Here is a 20467-nt window from a genome sequence, read left to right as displayed (position 1 = left end):
CTAAAACAAAAAAGGCCTGGTTCGCACCAGGCCTTTTTTATGTGGCTCATTTAGCCATTGACCCACTTGCTGGTGTCGTCCAATGCCATGCCGAATCGGTCGACAATGGCCCGGACTTCCGCTTCATTGATGATCAGCGGCGGGCAGAAAGCGATGGCATCGCCCATGTTACGGGTGATCATACCATGCGCCTGGGCACGCCCCGCGAGGTAGCGACCCAGGTTGCCTGGCGCGTCCAGAGGGGCTTTGGTGGCGCGATCCGCGACCAGTTCGACCGCCGCGATCAGGCCGGCTCCACGCACTTCCCCTACCAGAGGGTGGTCACTGAAGGTCTGCAACTGACTGCGAAGCAGCTCGCCCATGCTGGCGGCGTGCGCCACCAGGTTTTCTTCGTCGATGATTTTCAGGTTTTCCAGAGCTACCGCTGCCGCCACCGGGTGGCCGCCGCCGGTAAAGCCATGGCCCAGCGCGCCGAAAGATTTGGTCTGGTCAGCAATGCCCTGGTACACGCGGTCATTGAGCAGGATGGCGGAAATAGGCTGGTAGGACGACGACAATTGCTTAGACAGGATCAAAATGTCCGGTTCGATGCCAAAGGTCTGGCTGCCGAACATCTTGCCTGTACGCCCAAAACCACAAATCACCTCATCCGCAACGATCAGGATGTCGTGCTTGCGGCAGACGCGCTGGATTTTTTCCCAGTAGGTACGTGGCGGCACGATCACGCCACCGGCACCCATCAAGGGTTCGCCGACGAAGGCCGCGATGGTGTCCGCGCCTTCCTTCACGATCAATGCGTCGAGTTCGGCGGCCAGGCGATCGGCAAATTGCTCCTCGCTCTCGTGGGGCAGTGCATGGCGGTAGTGGTGCGGGCAGCCGGTGTGCAGAAAGCCCGGCAACGGTGCGTCGAAACCGCGCTGGTTGGCCGGCAGGCCGGTGAGGCTGGCGGCGGCAAGCGTAATGCCATGATAGCCGCCGATGCGGCTGATGAATTTTTTGCGCGCAGGTTTGCCCTGTGCATTGTTGAGGTACCAGACCAGCTTGATCACGGTGTCGTTGGCTTCGGACCCCGAGTTGGTGAAGAACACCTTGCTCATGGGCACCGGCGCCATGTTGATCAGCTTCTCCGCCAGCTCGATGCTGGGCGCGTGTGCCTTGTGACCAAACAGGTGATAGAAGGGCAGGATCGACATTTGCTTTTCAGCCGCGGCCACCAGCCGCTTATTGCTGAAACCCAGTGCCGCGCTCCACAGGCCGGCCATGGCTTCGATGTAATGTTTGCCGTTTTCGTCGATCACGTACACCCCGTCCCCTCGTTCGATCACCAAAGGCCCCTGTTCCTCGTGAGCACGGGCGTTGGTGTATGGGTGCAGTTGGTGACGCATGTCTTTATCGGCCAGGGAGGAACGTGGTGTGCTCATGATGATCTCGCTATTGAGTGGGACTGCCAGGTAAATCATAATGCATGATGCATCATGTTGTGTAGCTGGTTTTTTCCCAAAAAAACCGCGATGATGCAATTCGTTGCTGACGGGGAGGTATTTCCCGCCAACTAGAGCCTTCCTCACTCGGATCTGAAATGAGCTATCCAATCGGCGAAATAAAACACGCGTATCTCGGCACCAGCGTTTATTCATCGCTGCGGGAGGCGCTGGTCACGGGCAAGCTCAAACCCGATGACAAACTCCGTATCCGCGACTTGGCCATGCAACTGGGCACCAGCGTCACCCCGGTGCGTGATGCGATTCTTCAGCTTGCCAAAGAGCAGGCCCTGGTCATGAAGACGCCCAAGGACATTCGTGTCCCTATCTTGACGAGCCAACAATATTTGGAAATTCGTGCGGTGCGACTGGCGCTGGAGGGACTGGCTGCAGAGACGGCGGCCACGATGGTCACTGACGAGGATTTGGACCGTATCGAAGCCAACATTGTGGCAAACATTGATGCGATTCATCGTGAAGACATGAGCGAAGCGTTAAAGCTTAACCAGACGTTTCACTTCTTCTTTGCCGAGATCGCCCAGATGCCGCTGTTGCGAGCCTTCCTGGACAGTCTGTGGATGCGCACCGGGCCATTGCTGGCGCTGGCGTACGACCACTTTTCGGAGCAGATAGCCATCGAGCACCACTGGGAAGTCTTAACCGCCCTGAAAAACCGTGATGGCGCCGCCGCCAGGCAAGCGATCTGCACGGACATTCTTGACGGCAATAACATGATGCTGGAGTTTATCAAGACCCAATAGCGCAATAGGAGGCTGATCAAAAGTCCTAAAGATTCTTGAGGCGCCATACGGGATGTGCACGATATTGCTGGCGCTAATAATCACGCGACGTAAAACCGATATGATCTAAAAGTCGCGCGCCTTAAGCCGGCTGGTCCGCTGGGTTTGAGGGATAGGTTACCTTTAATTGATATAGAACATTCCTTGGGGGAGCACACATGAGAAACCTATATCCATTTATGTTGCTGGTGTTGACTCTTAATGTTCAAGCCGCTCAAACAGGAGTGGACCTGCCGAGTTGTGATTTAACGAAGCAGCGCGCTTTGGTGGTCCAGATCGAAGGTCAAGTCAAAGATGTGAAGCAAGCTCACATCTCAATGCGGACCAATGTGTTGAATGCCGATATTAGTACAGCGCGCAAAAGCCGTAAAATAACGAAGAATGAAGCGAGTGGCATGATTGAACGAGTCAGCAGAGTACGAAAGCAAACCGAAAATCTCGTTGCGAAGCAGGGCGTTTTAAGCGCTGCGGATAAAGCTGATTTGGATCGCGAGCTTGATAGTGTCGCTAACCAGCTTTGTAGATAAAGAAAATGCGGTTTACCTTAATAGAGGTATATCTAGACTAAACGCCCGACCTTGCGGGTACGTCTGATGTCCTGGGTGATAAAACAGCTCTGCCAGACGGGTCTTGCGTAAGCGTCTACCCAACACATCTTGCTCAATATTCAGCGTTTGTCTGGGAGTAGGAAACTTACCTCGTAGATACCCCGTGCCGCACGGATGGTTACAGAGTGTGTGACTGGCCTTACGTCACTCAACTCCCATGCGAGCCAGCCATCCTCAAAATAGCTTGCACAGACCGCTTGCATGTCAGCGCGGATGAAGGGGCACACGGCTTCGCGCAACGCATCAACTAGCGGCTGTAATTGCACGCCGCAGTTGCCCACCCACTGCGCCAAGGTCGAACGGGCGATGGGCAGCCCGGCGGGGCCGAAGATTTTCTCTTGGCGATACAGCGGCAGATGGTCGGCGAACTTGGCCACCATGATGTGAGCCAGCACGCCCGCTGTCGGGATGCCTTTGTCGATGACGTGCGCCGGTACTGGCGCCTGGATCAACGTTTCGCACTTTTCGCAGGCCCCCTTTCCACGGATGTGGCGCTCGACGGTGAACACGCCGGGCGTGCAGTCGAGCTTTTTGCTGGCATCTTCGCCGATGCGCTTGAGGGCGCAACCGCACTGGCAGTGGCTGTTGTCTGGTTCGTGATGGATCAGCGTGCGGGGAAACTGCGGTGGCAGAGGTGCGCGCTTGGGTTGCTGGCGTACTTTGGCTTCGACAGGTGCCGGTTGCAGCGCCTCAAGTTCGGCTTCGATAGCGGCGATATCCGTATCGATCAAGTCGTCGAGCAGGCTGGCTTGATTCGGGCTCAACTGCTCGCTGCGCTTGGCAAACTTGAAGCGTTTGAGCAATGCGATCTCGTGGGCCAGTCTCTCGTTGACCAACTTGTGATGAGTGATTTGCTTGTCCATCGTCTCGACGCGCTGGATCAACTGCGCCGCCAAGGCGCGCATTTCTTCAATGGTCAAGATCATGCAAAGCAGCAGGATGCGAACCACCGAGGTCGATGCGATCGTGCGATCCAGGTTTCCGGTGGCCCACCCTCGATAGCAGCTCCAGAGAGCCCATGCCCCCCACAAAAAGATGATCGCCACCGCTACACCAACGAAGAACAGGTTGCTAGACGAAGCAGGGAACCCTGCTGCCGCCTGGAAGGCAGACGCCCGAGCGCCGCTCATGCTCATGGCTTGCGTCCTTCCGTTGTGTATTGGCCCGAAAGCTCAACGGGGTCTCGAGGCTGGGCTCGACTCGGGGTGAGGTAATCCTCGAGTCCGTGTCGAATACGAGCGATGTCGGCTGCCAGGCGCTGGTAATCGAAGAAGAAACGCCTACCCGGTTCATCGGCTACTTGGGCGCTTCGGCGCGCCGTGTCCTCCAGAGCGTTTAACTGTCGGATCATCACGTCCAGGTTGGCCTGCTCAGAGGCTGAAGTCCGAGGAGGGCTGGAAAAGCAAGTCGGCGAGTGAGTGCAGTGCGGCGCGGGTACTGAGTCACGGCTGGGCTCTCGTGATTCCTGATGCCATCAGCTTGCCGTTTTCATCAGGGCGCGCGCCGCAAGAAAACCATTTTCAGGCCCTGATTGATTTCTTCAGACTGCCATCTTTCGGCTATACGCTATGGATCTGTCGCTTGAAGAACAGTAGGTAACCAGTAGGCAGCGCGATGCCATATGCCCAACCTTGCGCATTGTGATTGCCGACCTTGATTCCGCCTCTCACCACGGGTTGGACGATGAACAGGTCCCAGCCTTCGCGGCCTAACTGAGCGAGGCGTTGCTTACGTTCTGGACCTTGCATGAAACCCTGAGTATCGGGTTCAGCGGTAGGCTCTTCGGACTTGAACATCAAGAGTTTTTTGGTTCGAACGATGTACTCGAGCGGGGAGAACTCGGTGTCATACTCAAATGTCTGAAGAATCATGACGACCTCCTCAATGACGAAGGTGTCAGATTTTCAAAAGAGAGGACGTGTGTTCAATCGAAAATAGGCCGCAGCAAGCTGATGGATTTTAGAAGCTGACAGCTGACGATCTTTTTTCCCTGTTGTAGCATTGCTTTGGAATCGGCACTCAATTCGAACCTTTTTTATGACTGCATTTCAAAAAGACATTCGACGTTTTCAATTTCCCGGATATGGAGAGACAGGGACGTGTTTCTTAAGAGGGCGAGTGAATCCGGATGGAAGCTATACCTTCCTATGCTCTCAACTCAAAAACTACACAAGCACGCCCATTACGAGCGTTGTCGAGGAGATTTTCGCTAAGGCAGTTAAAGACTTTAAAGACGCAGGTCTTGTAAGTAGTGAGCTGAGCTTCTCGGAAATTTTGGCTCGTAGCCGATGGGTGGAGCATTACCCTAAAGGAACGGGCCGATCGAGCGAGGATACGTACGCGCTAGTAAATTTTGCTAGTGGGCCTAATCCTGCTTGGGACTATGTCTCACTTGAGCGTGCCATCGAGAAATGCGGGGTTGAAGAGGGGTTTTTCTTAATTTCGCCTGAAGATCTTCAGTTTGGACGCTAATCAGGATAATTCCACTTGTCTACTCATTTGCATTCGACTTGACCAGTCGTTCGCATCGAATTTGACCAGCACACTGGGTGGCCCTGACTGGCAGAAGTCGACCGATTCTTTTGAAAAAGTCGGTTTCGAATTCCACGCCAGAAAAGTACGCCTGAGATTGAAATCTGAATTTTTGGTAGAAGGTTCAGTACTCGAATTTCACGTAGCGGCGGGCGACAGAGGTGTTTTCATCCATAATATTCGAGTGCTTTGGGAAAACCTACTTTTTCAACATAATCGGCCAGAAGCGGTCATTCCGGAAGAAAAAATAAATCTGTCACCGTTTCAGTCACCTTTTCACCGTTGCGCTTGACCCTATTCCCTCCTTGCGGCCACATACGCGTACTGATCCAAAAACAAGGAAGACTCTCACATGCCCCGCCTGGTTTGGCTGCGTGACCATATGCAACACAGCGACACCCTGGCGCAGTGGCTGCATCAGCAGTTCGCATACGAGTTTGTTGAGCAGCCATTGGCCAATTGGCAACGCGAATTCGCGGAAGGCCAGGGCAACGGTGATTGGCAATGTCTGATCGTCCTAGAGAATGACCAGCTACTTGGCGGCGCTGCACTTGCCGCCAGCGACTTGCCCGAACGCCCGGAGCTGGGGCCCTGGCTAGCCTGCGTCGTTATCGCCCCGCAGGCAAGGAAGCGAGGGTTGGCGGAACAATTGATAGAAGGCATCTGCGACGCCGCAAAGGCCAACGGCACCACGCGGTTGTACTTGCACACCGATGATCGCAGCGACTACTACGCCAAGCGTGGATGGCAGGTGCAGGAGTTTTTTCGGGCGTGGGGTAAGGAGCAGCGATTGATGCTGCGGGATCTTTGAACTCGCTCAGGTTTGCAGCATAAGATGGAGAGCAAACGCCTGGGACCGCGGATGTTCGCAATAGGGACGAAAGGCTAGAAGCTGCTAATTCAGGAATGTCCGCCGCCAAAAGCAGTCATTGATAGATCCTATATGGCGGTAATTTAAAATTTGCGCCTTTACGCGTTAGTGATCTGCGCTCTAGCGCACTAACAGGGCTTTAGCTTTTCGATCTGCGTAGTGGAGTGCCAGAAAGGAAATCCAAATTTTATGTGGCCGGCGAAGTGTATGATTACGCCAGCTGTATACTTGAAGGTGATGATCTTTATGTTTGCCATGAGACGTCATGCGCGACAGAGAGCGCTTTAAGTAATTGCTTTAGGGAAATAAGCTTAACAGCCTTCGGCAGGAAGCTACTCATTAGCCTGCATTAGTTCCAGAGTGATATGATCTGGCCCGGTCACATATACAACTAGAGTTCCCTTGCGTGGGCCTGCGGGAATCGCTTGAGGCGTGCCTCTTGCTTTCCAGCCTGCTTGCTCAATGCGTTCGAGTACGGCGTATATGTCTTGCACTCTCAATGCCAAATGCGCTGAACCAATCGCTGATGCCGTAGGTGGAGTGATACCGTGGCGGTCACCCTGCGAATATTCCAGCAACTCTACTCGCCTGCCATCCGGGCCTTTGACTATCGCCGTTCGCACGCTCGGATCGGCGGTGCCGGTTACTTGCAAAATGAATGATCCGCCCATTTCCGACTGACGCTCAAGAGTGAACCCAAGTCCAGTTGTCCAGAAGCGAATGGCTTCTTCCAATGAACTGACTGCGAAGCCAATATGATCGACGGCATGCACCATGTGGTTAGAATTCATCAAATGATCCTTTAAAGGTTCACGGGCCAAATAGGGAGGTGAGCTTGCGCATCCAGCTGTTACGGCCAAAACACAGAAAATAAATCTGTGAGAGGTACGCATAATCAGGCCAATCCAAGAGAAGCAACATTTGCGATTTTTAGACATTGAGTATTCCTCTGACCGGTCTTATTCTCCATTAGGCATTCAGGATATGGCTACCTCGGATATGACATTGGATAACGTAAACCAGCCATGAACCGCGCGCTTATGCCACTGCTGGCGATAGAGCAACGCGACCGGGCGATCCGCGAAACGGCGCCCCACACTCATACGACAGGCCAACTCATCGCAAGCCTTGCCGGGCTGCTTTCCGTCAGCACTGACGGCGGCTCATGGGTAGTGCCGGCTACCCATGCCATTTGGATACCTCCCCGTGTCGCACACGCGATGATGTCACATGGCGCTTTTGCAGGAGCGATGGTCTATATCGCGGAGCAAGAGTGCGGGATCCTGCATCAAATGCCATGCACATTTAGGGTCAGCAGTTTGCTGCGCGAAGCGGTAAGCCGCGCTGCGTCGTGGGGACAACCACCCCGCAACGAAATGGAGTCGCGGGTTGCAGCAGTCATCTTGGATGAAATTGCTACCTCACCCGCTGAACCCATCGGTCTGACGCACCCCAATGACCCGCGCTTGAGGCGTATCACCGATGCGATACTTGCTCAACTTGATGACAATAGATCACTTGAGGATTGGGCTGCTTGGTCAGGTATGGCACCTAGAACATTTGCCCGGCGTCTGGTCGCTGAAACCGGTTTTAGTTTTTCTGAATGGCGCCAACGTGCACGCACGTTGCGCGCTATTCAACTATTGGTCGAGGGGATGTCAGTGACGACAACGGCGATTGAGCTTGGCTACGAAAATATTAGTGCTTTCATTGCCATGTTCCGTCGGATAACGGGTGTTACGCCAGGACAATATGTGCGAGCGCAGACACTGATTAGCAAAGAGGCAATTTCTAGATCAAGTTGATGGGTGTAAGAACCGCTGTACCATCCAACCCGATCCTGCACGCTACTGGCTAGACCTTCAACCATGTGCCGGAACAGATGAAGAAACAAATGCCAGCCACTTCAGGAGTCGCCGGAGCATCAGTTTTCTTTTAACTGGTGGGGCACTCACGCTGCACTCAGCTGGCGCTTGTAACCTCAACCGTGCTAGTTGCGTATTCCCCCCAATACCACCACAAGCACTTTACGAGCTGTTCGTTAGTGCATTGGTTCAGGCATAACGTTAGTGGTAAGCGTCTGCGGTCTGGTACGCCCTGATCGGCCATCGCCGTGGCAGAATCCTCGCACACAATCTGGAGGAGGGCGACCCTAAAGATGGCGAAATGAGATTGCTTTTTTCTTGTGCCAAACTGCTCAACCGTTCATCTGAAAAATCCATATAGTGGGTTAGTCATGGGTTTAAAACACTGCATATGTATCCGGGCGTTGGCGATCTCCATCAACCAAGGGCCAATTCTGCTGTTCGCCCCCTCAACGTCCAGCACCAGATTGACTTGATTGAGTGATGCGGCCAGCGGCACTACAAAGCTGTTTTTCAAATAGTGGTTGAAGCGCTCGACCTTGCCCTTGGTCTGCGCCCGATAAGGTCGACAAACCTTCGGCGTAAAGCCATAGCGCTCGGCCAAGCTCAAACGCCGGATTCCATCGGTGCTCTCCGGGGCCGTAGACATCACGCTCCTTTAGCGTTATCGAAGAGCAGCTTTCTCGGCGTTCCGCCGAAGAAGCGCAGGGCCTTTTCAATCCCGGAACACCATGCGACGGAGTCTTCGCGACGGGATAAAACGACATAACTTGCCCGGCTCCAACCCAGCGTTGCAACGAATGCCAGCAACGGATCACGGCCATGTCGGATGACGGTGAAGTCAACTTGCATCTGTTCACCAGGCTCGGTTTCGAACCGAACGACGGTTTCAGTAGCCTTGGTTTTCAACGTCAGCAGGAAGCTGGTGAGGATCGAATATCCGCCTTCGTAACCTTGCTCGCGGATCTCCCTGAGCAGCACGATCGCAGGAATCCAATGCGGCCGAGCTGCGAAGGCCTCGAAAGGCGCAAGCTTACCCACGCGCTGCGCGCGCGGGCCGTAGACGATGGGTTGGCGCTGGGACTGTAATTTGAGGTGGCGTCGAATGGTATTTCGCGAGCAGCGCATCTGGCGGGCAATGGCCCTAATAGACAGGCCCTGACGAATAAGAACACTGATTTCCACGTGTTGCTCCTGGGACAGCATGGGCAGCTCGCAAAAGCTGCATTCCAAGTCTTCCAGGCGAAGGGAGGAGCGCCAGCTCTCGAATTTCCGCCAATCCTCAAAGGCGGAAATCGGGCCTAAGGAGGAGGGCAGTCATTGGTCCTCAGCTGACCAGCTTCGAGCGACTGACGTGGCGGTCATCTAGCAGCAGTAGGTAGAGCGAGCACTCCTTCATGCACTCAAAGTCTTGAGGGGGACTGCGCGTGGAGTGTGAGAAATCACGATGAAATGCGGGTTTGATCATGTCAAAGCACATCGCAACACCTCTGGAAGGAGATCCAACGGTGGTATTACGATGAAGCCGGAAACCTCCGCACATGTCGGTGTACGATATCGTCTAAAATATAAAGCCAATTCGTCGAATCAAAGCTGAAGGTCGGGTTGACTCAGATTGAGCAGGCCGGTAGCTCGCCCATCTGAATCTCAGGACGTTCGAGTAGCACTAAGATGGAAGGAAATATCCAAATGCAGGAACAATTCCGCAATTTAGATTTTTACTTCTCCGAAATTTCGATCTTCACTTCCGGGTACCCTTGGCGGTTCATCTGAACAGCAAACGGAAAGCGTGAAACATGATTTAACATAATATACATTATGCGTAATATGATGTTACGCAATCAGGGCCTGTCTCCGCCGGATTACAGCAGGCAAAGCCCTCTGCGCCTCAAGCCTTGGCAAACCCTGCATCCACGAATATCTGGTTACCCGCCAACAAGCAGCTTTTATCCGACGCCAGAAATAAATGCTGCGATCGTTACTCACCTTGGTCGACCGATCCTTCCCAGCAGCCACTGGTGGCCATATCGTTCTTGATCAAGCGTTACGCTCAGCTCAGGTGGCGACGTCGAGTCACGTGAAACTGCATTGACGTAATGCCGATGCATTGAGATCCAGCGTCCTGATGAAGTGTTGAAGACTCGATCCAGCTCCTGCAGGTTTGAGACATCGCCCCGACTGGACGCCTGCTTGGCGACCGATCAAGCTCAATCGCTTGTCCAGCGTTGCCTGTCGGCGGAAACTGATGACGCACTTGATTGCGTAACAGGCAGTGAACAGCGGTATACAGTCGGCACACCCGTGCACGCTTACCCTGCCCTGAATGCTCGGGCTTTGAACCCAACTCGACTAAATGACTATTTAGTCGAGTTAAGTCACATTTAGAACCAACCACTCATCAGTAACCGCTCGTTGCCGTCACCGCTCCACCCACAATCGCAATCCCCGAGCTACTGCCCAGGCGAGTGGCACCAGCCTCAATCATCTTTACGGCCGTCGGATAATCGCGCACACCACCGGATGCTTTAACGCCAACGCTGGCGCCCACGGTCTTGCGCATCAGGGCCACGTCTTCAACGGTAGCGCCGCTGCGGCTGAAGCCGGTCGATGTCTTGACGAAGGCCACGCCCAAATCGCGGCAGATTTCGCATGCCTGGACCTTTTGTGCGTCATCAAGCAGGCAGGTTTCCAGAATCACCTTCAGCGGCACGACGCCACAGGCCTTGTGCACCTGTGCAATGTCATCGCGCACAGCCTCCAGCAAGCCGTCCTTGAGCCAGCCGATATTGAGCACCATGTCGATCTCCCCTGCCCCGGCAGCAATGGCTCGTTCGGCTTCGAAGGCCTTGGTATCACTCAGGCCGGCGCCCAGGGGGAAGCCCACTACCGCGCAGATCACCACGCTCTTATCGGTCAGGCACGAAGCCACGTAAGGCACCTGCCCGGAATTCACGCATACCGAATAAAAGCCATGTTCCCGGGCTTCGTCGCACAGGGTCTTGATTTGATCAACGCAGGCGTCGGGAGCCAGCAAGGTGTGATCGATGTATTTGGCCAGTGCGGCGGGTGGAAGACTGTTCATTTAATGGCCCCTTGCCTGTATGTTTCCAATAAGTGTGAAGCGCTGTCACAGTGCTCACATAATCCGTTAGAATAACAACAATTAATGTTACTTATTTAACATCAACAATCAAGCCTTGGAATACGCATGGACAGCAGAAAAGCCGAGCGACTCAAGCTTATCCAACAAGCCCTGCAGGACCAGAACGCCATTCACCTGAGGGAAATGGCGGCCCTGCTGGACGTTTCCGAGATGACCCTGCGTCGCGATCTCGCTCATTTCACCGAGCACCTGCGCCTGCTGGGCGGCCATATCACCCGGGTCGGCAATGAGGTCGGCGATTACCGCGTGGCCGATCAGGACACGCGCCACGTCGAGGAAAAACGCCGCATCGGCAAGCTCGCCGCCCACCTGATTCAGGCTGGCGACACCGTGTTTTTCGACTGCGGCACCACCTCGCCGTTTGTGATTGATTTCATTCCCGATCAACTGGAATTCACGGCGGTGTGCAGTTCGCTGAACGTGTTGCTCAAACTGCAGAGCAAGCCCAATTGTCATATCGTGCTGTGCGGCGGCACTTTTCACCGCAAGAACCAGGTCTTCGAAAGCAGCGCCGAAAGCAGCATTCTCGATAGCGTGCGCCTGACGTGGGCCTTCGTGACCGCCGCCGGCGTCAGCCAGGCATTCGGCGTGACGTGCTTCAACTTCAATGAAGTCGAGGTCAAGCAAAAGGTCATGCGCCAGGCCCAGCAAAGGGTGCTGCTTGCCGACTTCAGCAAGTTCGACACAGTGCGCACCGCTCACTTCGCCACCCTGGAAGACTTTCAGTACGTGATCAGCGACAAGAAAATCCCCCGCGGCTATAAGGAATCCATTCAGGCCAGCGGTGCGCAATTGCTGGTTTAACCCAGCACTTTTTGCCGTTCCAGCGCACTCAGGTAGCCGGTAGTCAGGCTGAAAGAGGCGCTGGCACCGGCGGCCAGCATCCGCACGTTGCCTTTGGCTTTTTCCGCGTTATAGCCCTCGGGTTCGCAAGTGGACGGCAGCACGAACGCCGCCACTTGCTGATCCGGCGTGTAGAGAATCCAGCGCACGGCATGCTCGAACTGCTCGGGACGGTATCGGGTGTAAAACGCCGCGCCGTCGGGATGATCCAGCAGAAAATGCGCGTGGCCTGCGGCGTCCGTGCTCACACCGTCGAAGAAAAACACGATTTCCGGGTCGTACAGCGACGGCTGATCGAGACGGGTCAATTGCGTCGGGTGCGCGGCCAGTTGCGCCAGGTAGGCGCTCCAGGCCGGTGTCGGTTTGACGTGATCCGGCACGCTGGTACGCAGGCGTTGGCGCTGCATGCCCAGCGGTTCGACGAATCGCGCGCCCTCCACATAGGCGTAATTCATGTGAGCCATGTACATCAGGTCCATGGGCTTGCCGGCCAGGTTGGTCACCTGCATGCCGATATCGAACAGCGCCGAATCGGCGCGCAGTGTCACGCTGGGGCACGCGCGATAACGATCGCCGAAGCCTTTGGCGTATTCATACGTCCCCTTCAGGCTCACGCAGTCTTCGCTCAATTCCAGCCAGGCGTTGTCCATCGGCGCGCAGGGCATCTCGCCATGCAGCGCATGGGTGTCTTCCGGCGCCGGGCAGCCGTTGCGCAGCAGGCCACTGTGAAACATGAAGCAGCCGTAGGTATCAATGATCGTCGGGCTGGGCCGGGGTTGCTCGAACAGGTTGCGCATGGTCAGGTCGCAACCGTCGAACACCGCAGACCAGATCATCTGCCCCTGATAAGGCAACAGCACCAGGCGACCACGGCTATTCTCCAGACTCAAGGCCTGCACGCCGGACGGGTAGGTCCAGGCGCTGACCTTGAAAGCCTGCGACTGCAAAAGAATTTTCTCCTGCTCGCCGAACAGCGCCGGGTACAGCGGGATACGGGTAGTCATGAGGCCACCGCCCCGGCTGCCGTCAACGGCTCGCGGCCTGGCTGGCGCATGCACTTGAGCGCATAGATGACAATCACGATAAAGCACAGCAACGGCACGCTGTAGGCCAGTTGCATATTGCCGCCGCTGGCGTCTGACAGCAGGCCCTGGAAGATCGGAATCACCCCGCCGCCAACGATGCTCATTACCAGCAATGAACCGCCGACGCCGGTGTCGTCACCCAGGCCATCAATGGTCAGGCCATAAATGGTCGGCCAGCAGGGACCGAGGAAAATGCTCACGCCGACGGCCGCATACACCGCCGAGATATTCGGCACCAGAATGGTGTAGGCCAGCAGCACGATGCACAGCACACCGTAGATCGCCAGAACCTTGGCCGGGTGCAGACGGCGCATCAACAGGTTGGCGATCATCTTGCCGACAAAGTAGGCGGCAAAGGTGGTCATCAGAAACCATGAAGCGCTGCGCTCATTCATGCCGCCCATTTGCATGGCCAGGCGAATGGTGAAGCTCCACACGCCGACCTGAGCCCCCACATACAGAAACTGCGCCAGTACGCCAAAGGTAAAACGCGGGTTACGCCACAGGCGACCAAGGCTTTGACGCACGCTGCCCGGCTTGCTGTCGGCGGTTTTATTGCCCTTGCAGGCGGGGAAACGGGTGATGGCGACCAGAATAAACATCAGCACCAGTACGGCAATCATCCACTTGTAGGGCAGCAAGGTGGACTGGATCATCTGCAACTGCTGCACCGCCGCCTCGGTGGCACTCATCTGCGTCAGCTGTTCGGTGGTGGCGTCCGTGGACTTGAACATCACAAAGCTGCCCACATACACACCGGCCATCGCGCCGAACGGGTGAAAGGTCTGCGAGATGTTCAGGCGCCGCGTGCCGGTTTCCCGTGGGCCCATCAGCGTTGAGTAGGTGTTGCAGGCGGTTTCCAGAAACGACAGGCCCGCAGCGATCACGAACAGCGCCAGCAGGAACATGCCGTACTTGGCGGTGGACGCCGCCGGAAAAAACAGCAGGCAGCCGAGCATGTACAACAACAGCCCGATCAGAATCGTGCTCTTGTAGCTGAAGCGTCGCACCACCATCGCAGCCGGAATGGCCACGAAAAAATAGCCCAGGTAAAACGCCGACTGGACGAACGCGGTCTGAAAATCACTGAGCAAAAACGCTTTCTTGAAATGCGCGATCAGCACGTCGTTCATGCTCGCCGCAGCGGCCCACAGTGCAAAGATGCTGCACAGCAGAATAAAGGCGAACCAGGGTGTGCGATTCAGGTAGAAACCGTCGGGTGTCTGTTGCAGCGCAGGTTTGTTCATTATTGTTCTCCGGGCTGGGATGAGGGTGTTACGGCTGTTGCTGGAAGCGCGCGAACGCTTCGCTGTCGGGATAGGAAGACTGCGTGCCCAGCGCCATGACCGAGCATGCCGAGTACGCCACAGCCTGTTCCATGGCCTGCTGAATATTGCCGTCGCGGTTCCAGTGGTGAATGAAGCAACCGATAAAGGCATCCCCGGCGCCCGTGGTGTCACGGGCCGCAACCTGGCGGCCCGGCACGCGGAACTCGCCCTCCTCGCCCACGTACAGTGCCCCCTGTTCGCCCAGGGTGACGATGACGTGGCGAATGCCACTGGCAACCAATGTGCGTGCAGCGGTTTGAGCGGTGGCCGGCGAGTCCACCACCTGCCCGGTGATCAGCGCCAACTCCGATTCGTTGGGGATCAGAAAATCCAGTTGCGCCAGATGCTCAGGGCTCAACCCCGCCAGGGCCGGCGCCGGATTGAGCAGCACCGCGATGCCATGCCGGCGCGCGAACTCGATGGCGTAGTAGACCGTCTCCAGTCGGATCTCCAGTTGCAGCACGATCAGCGCGCACTCACGTAACTCGGCCGCTGCAGCATCAATGTCCGCCGGCGCCAGATGCGCATTGGCGCCCTTGACGATGAGAATGCTGTTATGGGAGTCCGAGCGCACGAAGATGGGTGCCACGCCACTGGAGACGCCAGGCACTCGCTGCACATAGCGGGTATCGATACCAAAGCGCTGAAAATTGGCCAGGGTGTTGTCGGCAAACATGTCGTCACCCACCTTGCTCAACATCAGCACCCGGGAACCGAGCTTGGCAGCCGCCACCGCCTGGTTGGCGCCCTTGCCACCACAACCGAGGGCGAAGTCCGGCGCTTCCAGGGTTTCGCCCTGAACCGGCATGCGGTCGATGTAGGTAATCAAATCCACCATGTTGCTGCCGATGACTGCGATCTTGCTCATTGCTATTCCACCTTGTTGCGGCACGGCCAGGCAGGTCGTGCCGCTTTTGTTTTGTTATTTAAATAACATATGGTGTGAATATTCAATCTTTTTTTCGGTAGTGCATGGCGTTCGCGCAAAAAAAAGCCGGCCCATCGTGGGCCGGCGGGTTGCGCTACGAACCTTACAAACTGAACCGATCCACCGATTGCGACAACTTGCCGGCCAAGCCGGACAAATGGTCGGTGGTCGATGCCGTCTCGCCGATCACCCGGCTGTTGTTCTGCGACATCCCAGCGATCATCTCGACTTGATGGGAAATTTCATTGCTGGCCAGGCTCTGCTCGCCGATGGTGCGCGAAATATCGTTGACCAGCTCGGTGGTGCTGAGGGTGGCCTGCAGGATTTCGCGAATGGCGCGCTCGACCTCGGCGGTCACGGCCATGCCTTTGTCCACCTGGGCGACGCCCTCCTCCATGCTGGTCACCGCCTCGCGCGTACTCTGTTGAATGCGCTCTACCATGCTGGCAATTTCCTGGGTCGACGCGCTGGTGCGGCCTGCGAGGCTGCGCACTTCATCGGCCACCACCGCAAAGCCGCGCCCCTGCTCACCGGCGCGGGCCGCTTCGATCGCGGCGTTCAGCGCCAGCAGGTTGGTCTGGTCGGCGATGCCCTTGATCACCTGGATGATGCTGTAGATCGCCTCGGATTCTTTGTCCAGAGTCCGGATAACCTGAGCCGATTGCTGCGCCGAGCGGGCGATACCGCCCATGTCGTTGACCACCTGATGGATCACCCGACCACCATCCTTGGCCAGGGCTTCGGCCTGATTGGCCATGTCCAGGGCACGCCCGGCATGCCGGGTAATTTCCTCGATGCTGGCAGTCATTTCGCTGGCGGCAGCCGCCATGGTGCTGGCCGCGCCGCTTTGCTGCTGGCTGCTGTTGGCAACTTCATGGCAGCCGTGACTCAGTTGTTCGCTCATGTGGTTGACCTCATGGGCGTTGCTGCGCACTACCTCGATCATGCCGCGCAAGTCGCGCTGCATGGTCGCCAGGCTGCTGATCAGCATGCCCGCTTCGTCCTTGCGCCGCGGCTCGGTGATCGGCTCGCTCAAGTTGCCCCTGGCGATGCTCGCGGCAATCCTGCTCGCGGTCTGCAGCGGCCCCATGATGCTGAGGATCACCCAGCGGCCCTGCGCCAGCAGCAGCAACAGGCTGACGATCAACACTGCGCCCAGGGTCAGGTTGGCATTGCTGAGGGTTTGCCGGGTGCTTGCGCCGCTCTGTTCGGTTTTGCTTTCGATCACCTCGCTCAGGGCCGCCATCTGGTCTTCCAGATGACTGAACGCGCTGTTGAACGTGTCCAGCTCGCCGCGAGCGGCCTCGGGATTATCCAGCGCCAGGGCGACGATGCGCTCGCCCGCGCTGATATAGGTGTCCAGGGTGGGCTGGAGTTTTTCCAGGCTGGTCTTGAGCGTGTCGTCCAGCGGCAGCTTGAGGTTATCGCCCAGCACCTGGCGAAAGTGGTCGGCATGTTCTTTCAGCGACTGGGTGACCTCGGCCTTGGTGCTGGTGCTCTTGCCCAAGCCCACCAGCATTGCCGACAGCACATCGGCGCGCAGGGCATCGTGCATCATGTCGGCTTCCATGTGGTTGCGCAGCACGGTCATGCTCACCGCGTTATCGGCCACGGCATCGCCCATCCGGGTGTTGCCCAGGTAACCGGTCAAGCTCATGACCAACGCCGCAAGCAGTCCAGTCGCAATCAACAACATCAAGCGTAGTCTGATCGTCATGCCTTATCCCCTGCCTGAACCGCCGATGGGCGGTCCTACCGCTAGTAGCGTTATCGGCAGGTTCGGCGGGTTTTTTAGATAAATTTCAACGCCGCGCCGTTTGAATGCCAACCATTCGTCGGGCCTGAGCCGCATCCATCACAACTATCGCCAGGGCCCGAACTACTAATCCCATAGCACCCTTGGAACTCTATGGAGATTGTTATGACTGATTACCCACGCCCTCCCTTCGCCCCACAAGCCCAAGCCGTGCCAGGCACTCAAAAGAAGATGGATCCTTATCCCGACTGCGGCGAACAGAGCTACAAAGGCTCCGGTCGGCTGGCCAACAAGATCGCGCTGATTACCGGCGCCGACAGCGGCATCGGTCGCGCCGTCGCCATCGCGTTCGCCCGTGAAGGCGCCGATGTGGCCATCGCCTACCTCGACGAGCACGAAGACGCCCGGGAAACCGCGCGCTGGGTTGAAGAAGCCGGCCGTCAGTGCCTGTTGCTGCCCGGCGACATTGCGCAGAAGGTCACCTGCCAGGCGCTGGTGGACAAGACCGTCGAGCAGTTCGGCCGCATTGATGTACTGGTCAACAATGCCGCCTTCCAGATGAACCACGAAACCCTCGAAGAGATCGAGGATGAGGAATGGGTCAAGACCTTCGATATCAACATCACTGCGATGTTTCGCATCTGCAAGGCCGCCCTGCCCCATATGAAAGCCGGCAGTTCGATCATCAACACCAGTTCGGTCAACTCCGACATGCCCAAGCCGACCCTGCTGGCCTACGCTGCCACCAAGGGCGCCATCGCCAACTTCACCGGTGGCCTGGCTCAGTTGCTGGGCAGCAAGGGGATTCGCGTCAACAGTGTCGCCCCCGGTCCGATCTGGACGCCGCTGATCGTGGCCACCATGACCGATGAGGATGTGCAGAGTTTCGGCAGCGAAACCCCACTGGGCCGACCAGGCCAACCGGTGGAAGTGGCGCCGATCTACGTATTGCTTGCCTCGGACGAGGCCAGTTACATCTCCGGCTCGCGCTACGCGGTGACCGGTGGTAAACCCATCCTCTAAGCCCCACGCAAAACCCATGTGGGAGGGGGCAAGCCCCTCCTGCATTTTGATCTTCATCAAGCTGAAGGCAGCTACAGGTCGAACCTGTCCACCGCGCGCCGCCGCTCGTTATCCCCACGCACGTCATAACTGGCGGTGGTCTGGATATTGGTGTGGTGTGCCAGCTTCTGTGCAATCGACAGGTCATGCTCCTCGATCACCCGCGTGATGAACGAGCGGCGAAAGTCGTGGGGCATGATCTTGACGCCCACCTGCTCCCCGCGCTGGCGAGCGATGTAATAGATCGCATGCTTGGTGATGCGCTCGCGGGTGATATGGCTGCCCCGGCGTATACGGTTGAACAGGAAACTGTCGTCCTGCTCGCCCTCCTTGAGCTGTTCGCGGCGAAAGTCCAGCCAGGCCGTTAGCTTGGCGAAGGCCCAATCCGGCGCGTACTTGACCAGTTCCTTGTTGCCCTTGCCGATCACCCGCAGGCTGCGCTCCTGAAAATTGATCTGCGCCAGATCCAGGTTCACCGACTCTGACTTGCGCATTCCCGAACCGTACAGAATGCCGATCACCGCCGCATCGCGCAGGCCCTGGGGGCGAGGATCGGCGGCGCACACGTCCATCATTTCGCGGATCAGCGTACGCCGCAGGTTGCGACCCTGGCTCAAACGGCTGCCTGGGGTAGCCTTGACCGTGCGCATTTTCAGCAGATGCTCCTGGCTGATCAGGCTCATGCGCCATGCCTCGTTCATCACCCCGCGTACGGCATTCACATACAGCGATGAGGTATTGGGCGCGTAGCCGTCTTCGCGCAGGGCGGCAACCAGGGCGATCACCTGTTCGGGTTGCAGATGGTGCCAGTCGATGTCTTCGAGGTTGGTGTCTTCGAAACCCAGGCGGTCGGCCGCGTCTTGCAGCACGTAGCGCATGGTCAGTTGGCTGGAGGGGGCCAGGCGGGTGAGGTAGAGGGTCAGCGGGTTGTGGATAGACTCAGTCAAGGTAGATCAGCCTTTGGATTAAATACCACGAGCAATCCATTGATTAGTCGAGGTATTTAGTGAATTGGCGAGGCCTGAGTCTAGCGCAGGATCAGCCCTCGCACCACATCACGGCGCCGAGTCTTCGTCTACGGTGGGTTCCTGCGGCTGGGGCTGGGTCTGCGCCTGGCCCCACTCGGTGTCCTGCTGCTTCATCAGTGCGAACCAGTGCTGGCGCATGAAAGTCAGGTAGCGCTCAGGGGCCTTGGCAAAGTCTTTCTCATCGCCATAGCACCCCGGCAATGGCAGTTCGGTGCCCTGCTCCTTGTACTGGCTGACCAGTGCCTGTTGCGCGGCCACGCTGCAATCGGTTGGCAGAGGCATGCCGCGCAATGCGCCGAGCTCCTCGTCCCACCACGCCGCACCGTAGCGGTCGACACCGCGCAGCCGGTACTTCCGGGACTTGCCCACATGCATGATCAGCTTGAATTGATTGGGGCTTACGTCGCTGGCGCAGGTCAGCGAATAGCCCACGGTGGCCTGGGTGCTGCCGTCTCCCGCCAGGTCGGTGACCCTGGTGGCCGCCATGTCGAAACGCAGCGCCGCATCGAATTCGCAGCGTTGTACGTCGTCGTAGAGCATCCACATGCGCCTGGGGCGGTCACCATCGATCAGGTACTGCGCTGCGTAGACGAATGCCGATTGGCTGCCATCGTCGTCGCGCTCGCTGATTTGTTCGGCGAGCACCAGCAGGTTCTTGCCCTGGCGATCATCCCACGTGAACGCCGCCACTTGCTTGCCGCGCACTTCGACGCCGTCCGGCACCTGATTGACAGGCGTGAGCGCCACGCCTTCATCGGCCCTCACCGTACCGACACAGGCTACGGTCATCATTAAACCGATCAACGCAGGCCGCAATTGGCCGCGCAAAAGCTGCACGCTATTCATCCGACTATCCTGGCACGAGATGGCTTACTTTACCGGCACTTGAGGCGCAATGCAGAGAAGATTGTTGAATAAAATCCGGCGACGGATCACGGGAGATGAAGTTGGCCTGAATGCAGGGCGACCTGTCCCCGTTTTCCCTGCCAAATCTGGCCTGCAGGCCCCTGACTGCTTAGCTGAACCCTAGCTGTCTACCTGTCAAATAAACGAGTTTTTCATCAGGCTTTCATATCTGTTCAACATTTTTGCGCTTAATCTTAAACACAGTACTTCA

Annotated in this window: 18 protein-coding genes and 5 pseudogenes; 8 read left to right on the top strand and 15 right to left on the bottom strand. The window is 57.0% G+C overall.

What is annotated here, in order from left to right; all coding sequences use genetic code 11:
• Positions 1-50 precede the first annotated feature (50 nt).
• Positions 51-1421 (bottom strand): aspartate aminotransferase family protein, encoded by a 1371-nt coding sequence (locus TU79_RS22350; RefSeq protein ID WP_057010044.1) that lies wholly within the window; start codon positions 1419-1421, stop codon positions 51-53.
• Between the two features lie 158 nt (positions 1422-1579).
• On the opposite strand from TU79_RS22350, the gene TU79_RS22345 reads away from it, so the two are divergent.
• Positions 1580-2242 (top strand): GntR family transcriptional regulator, encoded by a 663-nt coding sequence (locus TU79_RS22345; RefSeq protein WP_057010027.1) that lies wholly within the window; start codon positions 1580-1582, stop codon positions 2240-2242.
• A gap of 197 nt (positions 2243-2439) precedes the next feature.
• On the top strand, positions 2440-2808 hold the full coding sequence (locus TU79_RS22340; protein WP_057010026.1) for a hypothetical protein: 369 nt from the start codon (positions 2440-2442) through the stop codon (positions 2806-2808).
• Positions 2809-3113: 305 nt separating this feature from the next.
• Here the strand turns inward: TU79_RS22340 and TU79_RS22335 are convergent.
• From TU79_RS22335 to TU79_RS22330, 4 genes and pseudogenes are all read right to left on the bottom strand, one after another.
• A pseudogene (locus TU79_RS22335) lies at positions 3114-3815 on the bottom strand (transposase); the annotation flags it as partial.
• A pseudogene (locus TU79_RS26675) lies at positions 3816-4019 on the bottom strand (TIGR03758 family integrating conjugative element protein); the annotation flags it as partial. It lies immediately after the preceding pseudogene.
• A 2-nt stretch (positions 4020-4021) separates the two neighbouring features.
• Positions 4022-4270, bottom strand: a pseudogene (locus TU79_RS25705) (integrative conjugative element protein, RAQPRD family); the annotation flags it as partial.
• A 178-nt stretch (positions 4271-4448) separates the two neighbouring features.
• On the bottom strand, positions 4449-4760 hold the full coding sequence (locus TU79_RS22330; RefSeq protein ID WP_057010025.1) for a hypothetical protein: 312 nt from the start codon (positions 4758-4760) through the stop codon (positions 4449-4451).
• A gap of 166 nt (positions 4761-4926) precedes the next feature.
• Here TU79_RS22330 and TU79_RS26180 point away from each other — a divergent pair, with 166 nt between their 5' ends.
• From TU79_RS26180 to TU79_RS22325, 3 genes are all read left to right on the top strand, one after another.
• On the top strand, positions 4927-5361 hold the full coding sequence (locus TU79_RS26180) for a hypothetical protein (protein ID WP_139136790.1): 435 nt from the start codon (positions 4927-4929) through the stop codon (positions 5359-5361).
• A gap of 61 nt (positions 5362-5422) precedes the next feature.
• Positions 5423-5713, top strand: a complete 291-nt coding sequence (locus TU79_RS26175; protein WP_139136791.1) for a hypothetical protein — start codon at positions 5423-5425, stop codon at positions 5711-5713.
• Between the two features lie 60 nt (positions 5714-5773).
• Entirely contained in the window at positions 5774-6232 is a 459-nt protein-coding gene (locus tag TU79_RS22325; protein ID WP_057010024.1) for a GNAT family N-acetyltransferase, read from the top strand.
• A 392-nt stretch (positions 6233-6624) separates the two neighbouring features.
• Here TU79_RS22325 and TU79_RS22320 read toward each other — a convergent pair whose 3' ends face one another.
• Positions 6625-7083 carry a VOC family protein gene (locus tag TU79_RS22320; RefSeq protein WP_057010023.1) on the bottom strand — a complete coding sequence of 153 codons (459 nt, stop codon included), beginning with the start codon at positions 7081-7083 and terminating at the stop codon, positions 6625-6627.
• Positions 7084-7317: 234 nt separating this feature from the next.
• On the opposite strand from TU79_RS22320, the gene TU79_RS22315 reads away from it, so the two are divergent.
• Positions 7318-8097 carry an AraC family transcriptional regulator gene (locus TU79_RS22315; protein WP_231986826.1) on the top strand — a complete coding sequence of 260 codons (780 nt, stop codon included), beginning with the start codon at positions 7318-7320 and terminating at the stop codon, positions 8095-8097.
• A gap of 451 nt (positions 8098-8548) precedes the next feature.
• Here TU79_RS22315 and istA read toward each other — a convergent pair.
• Both istA and deoC read right to left on the bottom strand, forming a co-directional pair.
• Positions 8549-9363 (bottom strand): annotated as a pseudogene (gene istA, locus TU79_RS22305) (IS21 family transposase); the annotation flags it as partial.
• Between the two features lie 1192 nt (positions 9364-10555).
• Positions 10556-11239, bottom strand: coding sequence for a deoxyribose-phosphate aldolase (gene deoC / locus TU79_RS22300; protein ID WP_057010019.1), 684 nt, complete (start codon positions 11237-11239; stop codon positions 10556-10558).
• A 126-nt stretch (positions 11240-11365) separates the two neighbouring features.
• Here deoC and deoR point away from each other — a divergent pair, with 126 nt between their 5' ends.
• Positions 11366-12124, top strand: a complete 759-nt coding sequence (gene deoR, locus TU79_RS22295) for a DNA-binding transcriptional repressor DeoR (RefSeq protein ID WP_057010018.1) — start codon at positions 11366-11368, stop codon at positions 12122-12124.
• On the opposite strand, the gene TU79_RS22290 is transcribed toward deoR, so the two are convergent.
• The 5 genes and pseudogenes from TU79_RS22290 to TU79_RS27110 all read right to left on the bottom strand — a co-directional run.
• Positions 12121-13167, bottom strand: a complete 1047-nt coding sequence (locus tag TU79_RS22290; RefSeq protein WP_057010017.1) for an aldose 1-epimerase family protein — start codon at positions 13165-13167, stop codon at positions 12121-12123. The genes deoR and TU79_RS22290 overlap by 4 nt on opposite strands.
• Positions 13164-14495, bottom strand: coding sequence for an L-fucose:H+ symporter permease (gene fucP / locus TU79_RS22285; RefSeq protein WP_057010016.1), 1332 nt, complete (start codon positions 14493-14495; stop codon positions 13164-13166). Before fucP ends, TU79_RS22290 begins: the two co-directional genes overlap by 4 nt.
• Positions 14496-14523: 28 nt before the next feature.
• Positions 14524-15444 carry a ribokinase gene (gene rbsK / locus TU79_RS22280; protein WP_057010015.1) on the bottom strand — a complete coding sequence of 307 codons (921 nt, stop codon included), beginning with the start codon at positions 15442-15444 and terminating at the stop codon, positions 14524-14526.
• A gap of 163 nt (positions 15445-15607) precedes the next feature.
• Positions 15608-16333: a methyl-accepting chemotaxis protein gene (locus TU79_RS27115; RefSeq protein ID WP_414896195.1), complete on the bottom strand. Its 726-nt coding sequence runs from the start codon at positions 16331-16333 to the stop codon at positions 15608-15610.
• Between the two features lie 132 nt (positions 16334-16465).
• Positions 16466-17221, bottom strand: a pseudogene (locus tag TU79_RS27110) (MCP four helix bundle domain-containing protein); the annotation flags it as partial.
• Between the two features lie 204 nt (positions 17222-17425).
• On the opposite strand from TU79_RS27110, the gene TU79_RS22270 reads away from it, so the two are divergent.
• Entirely contained in the window at positions 17426-18283 is an 858-nt protein-coding gene (locus tag TU79_RS22270) for a glucose 1-dehydrogenase (protein ID WP_057010013.1), read from the top strand.
• Between the two features lie 71 nt (positions 18284-18354).
• On the opposite strand, the gene TU79_RS22265 is transcribed toward TU79_RS22270, so the two are convergent.
• The gene (locus TU79_RS22265) at positions 18355-19269 is read right to left on the bottom strand and encodes a site-specific integrase (protein ID WP_057010012.1); all 915 of its coding nucleotides are present in this window, start codon (positions 19267-19269) and stop codon (positions 18355-18357) included.
• A 108-nt stretch (positions 19270-19377) separates the two neighbouring features.
• Entirely contained in the window at positions 19378-20196 is an 819-nt protein-coding gene (locus tag TU79_RS22260; protein WP_057010011.1) for a M949_RS01915 family surface polysaccharide biosynthesis protein, read from the bottom strand.
• Positions 20197-20467: the final 271 nt, after the last annotated feature.

It is taken from the genome of Pseudomonas trivialis (assembly GCF_001439805.1).
GTDB classification, from domain to species: Bacteria; Pseudomonadota; Gammaproteobacteria; order Pseudomonadales; family Pseudomonadaceae; genus Aquipseudomonas; species Aquipseudomonas trivialis.
Note: the sequence above shows the minus strand (reverse complement) of the source record. Positions and strands in the feature narration are given on the sequence as shown.

Bases quoted from the DNA above. Each gene is read 5' to 3' on its own strand.
- TU79_RS22350 (WP_057010044.1), bottom strand. From the start codon at position 1,421: ATGAGCACACCACGTTCCTCCCTGGCCGATAAAGACATGCGTCACCAA.
- TU79_RS22345 (WP_057010027.1), top strand. From the start codon at position 1,580: ATGAGCTATCCAATCGGCGAAATAAAACACGCGTATCTCGGCACCAGC.
- TU79_RS22340 (WP_057010026.1), top strand. From the start codon at position 2,440: ATGAGAAACCTATATCCATTTATGTTGCTGGTGTTGACTCTTAATGTT.
- TU79_RS22330 (WP_057010025.1), bottom strand. From the start codon at position 4,760: ATGATTCTTCAGACATTTGAGTATGACACCGAGTTCTCCCCGCTCGAG.
- TU79_RS26180 (WP_139136790.1), top strand. From the start codon at position 4,927: ATGACTGCATTTCAAAAAGACATTCGACGTTTTCAATTTCCCGGATAT.
- TU79_RS22325 (WP_057010024.1), top strand. From the start codon at position 5,774: ATGCCCCGCCTGGTTTGGCTGCGTGACCATATGCAACACAGCGACACC.
- TU79_RS22320 (WP_057010023.1), bottom strand. From the start codon at position 7,083: ATGAATTCTAACCACATGGTGCATGCCGTCGATCATATTGGCTTCGCA.
- TU79_RS22315 (WP_231986826.1), top strand. From the start codon at position 7,318: ATGAACCGCGCGCTTATGCCACTGCTGGCGATAGAGCAACGCGACCGG.
- deoC (WP_057010019.1), bottom strand. From the start codon at position 11,239: ATGAACAGTCTTCCACCCGCCGCACTGGCCAAATACATCGATCACACC.
- deoR (WP_057010018.1), top strand. From the start codon at position 11,366: ATGGACAGCAGAAAAGCCGAGCGACTCAAGCTTATCCAACAAGCCCTG.
- TU79_RS22290 (WP_057010017.1), bottom strand. From the start codon at position 13,167: ATGACTACCCGTATCCCGCTGTACCCGGCGCTGTTCGGCGAGCAGGAG.
- fucP (WP_057010016.1), bottom strand. From the start codon at position 14,495: ATGAACAAACCTGCGCTGCAACAGACACCCGACGGTTTCTACCTGAAT.
- rbsK (WP_057010015.1), bottom strand. From the start codon at position 15,444: ATGAGCAAGATCGCAGTCATCGGCAGCAACATGGTGGATTTGATTACC.
- TU79_RS27115 (WP_414896195.1), bottom strand. From the start codon at position 16,333: ATGGCGGCTGCCGCCAGCGAAATGACTGCCAGCATCGAGGAAATTACC.
- TU79_RS22270 (WP_057010013.1), top strand. From the start codon at position 17,426: ATGACTGATTACCCACGCCCTCCCTTCGCCCCACAAGCCCAAGCCGTG.
- TU79_RS22260 (WP_057010011.1), bottom strand. From the start codon at position 20,196: ATGAATAGCGTGCAGCTTTTGCGCGGCCAATTGCGGCCTGCGTTGATC.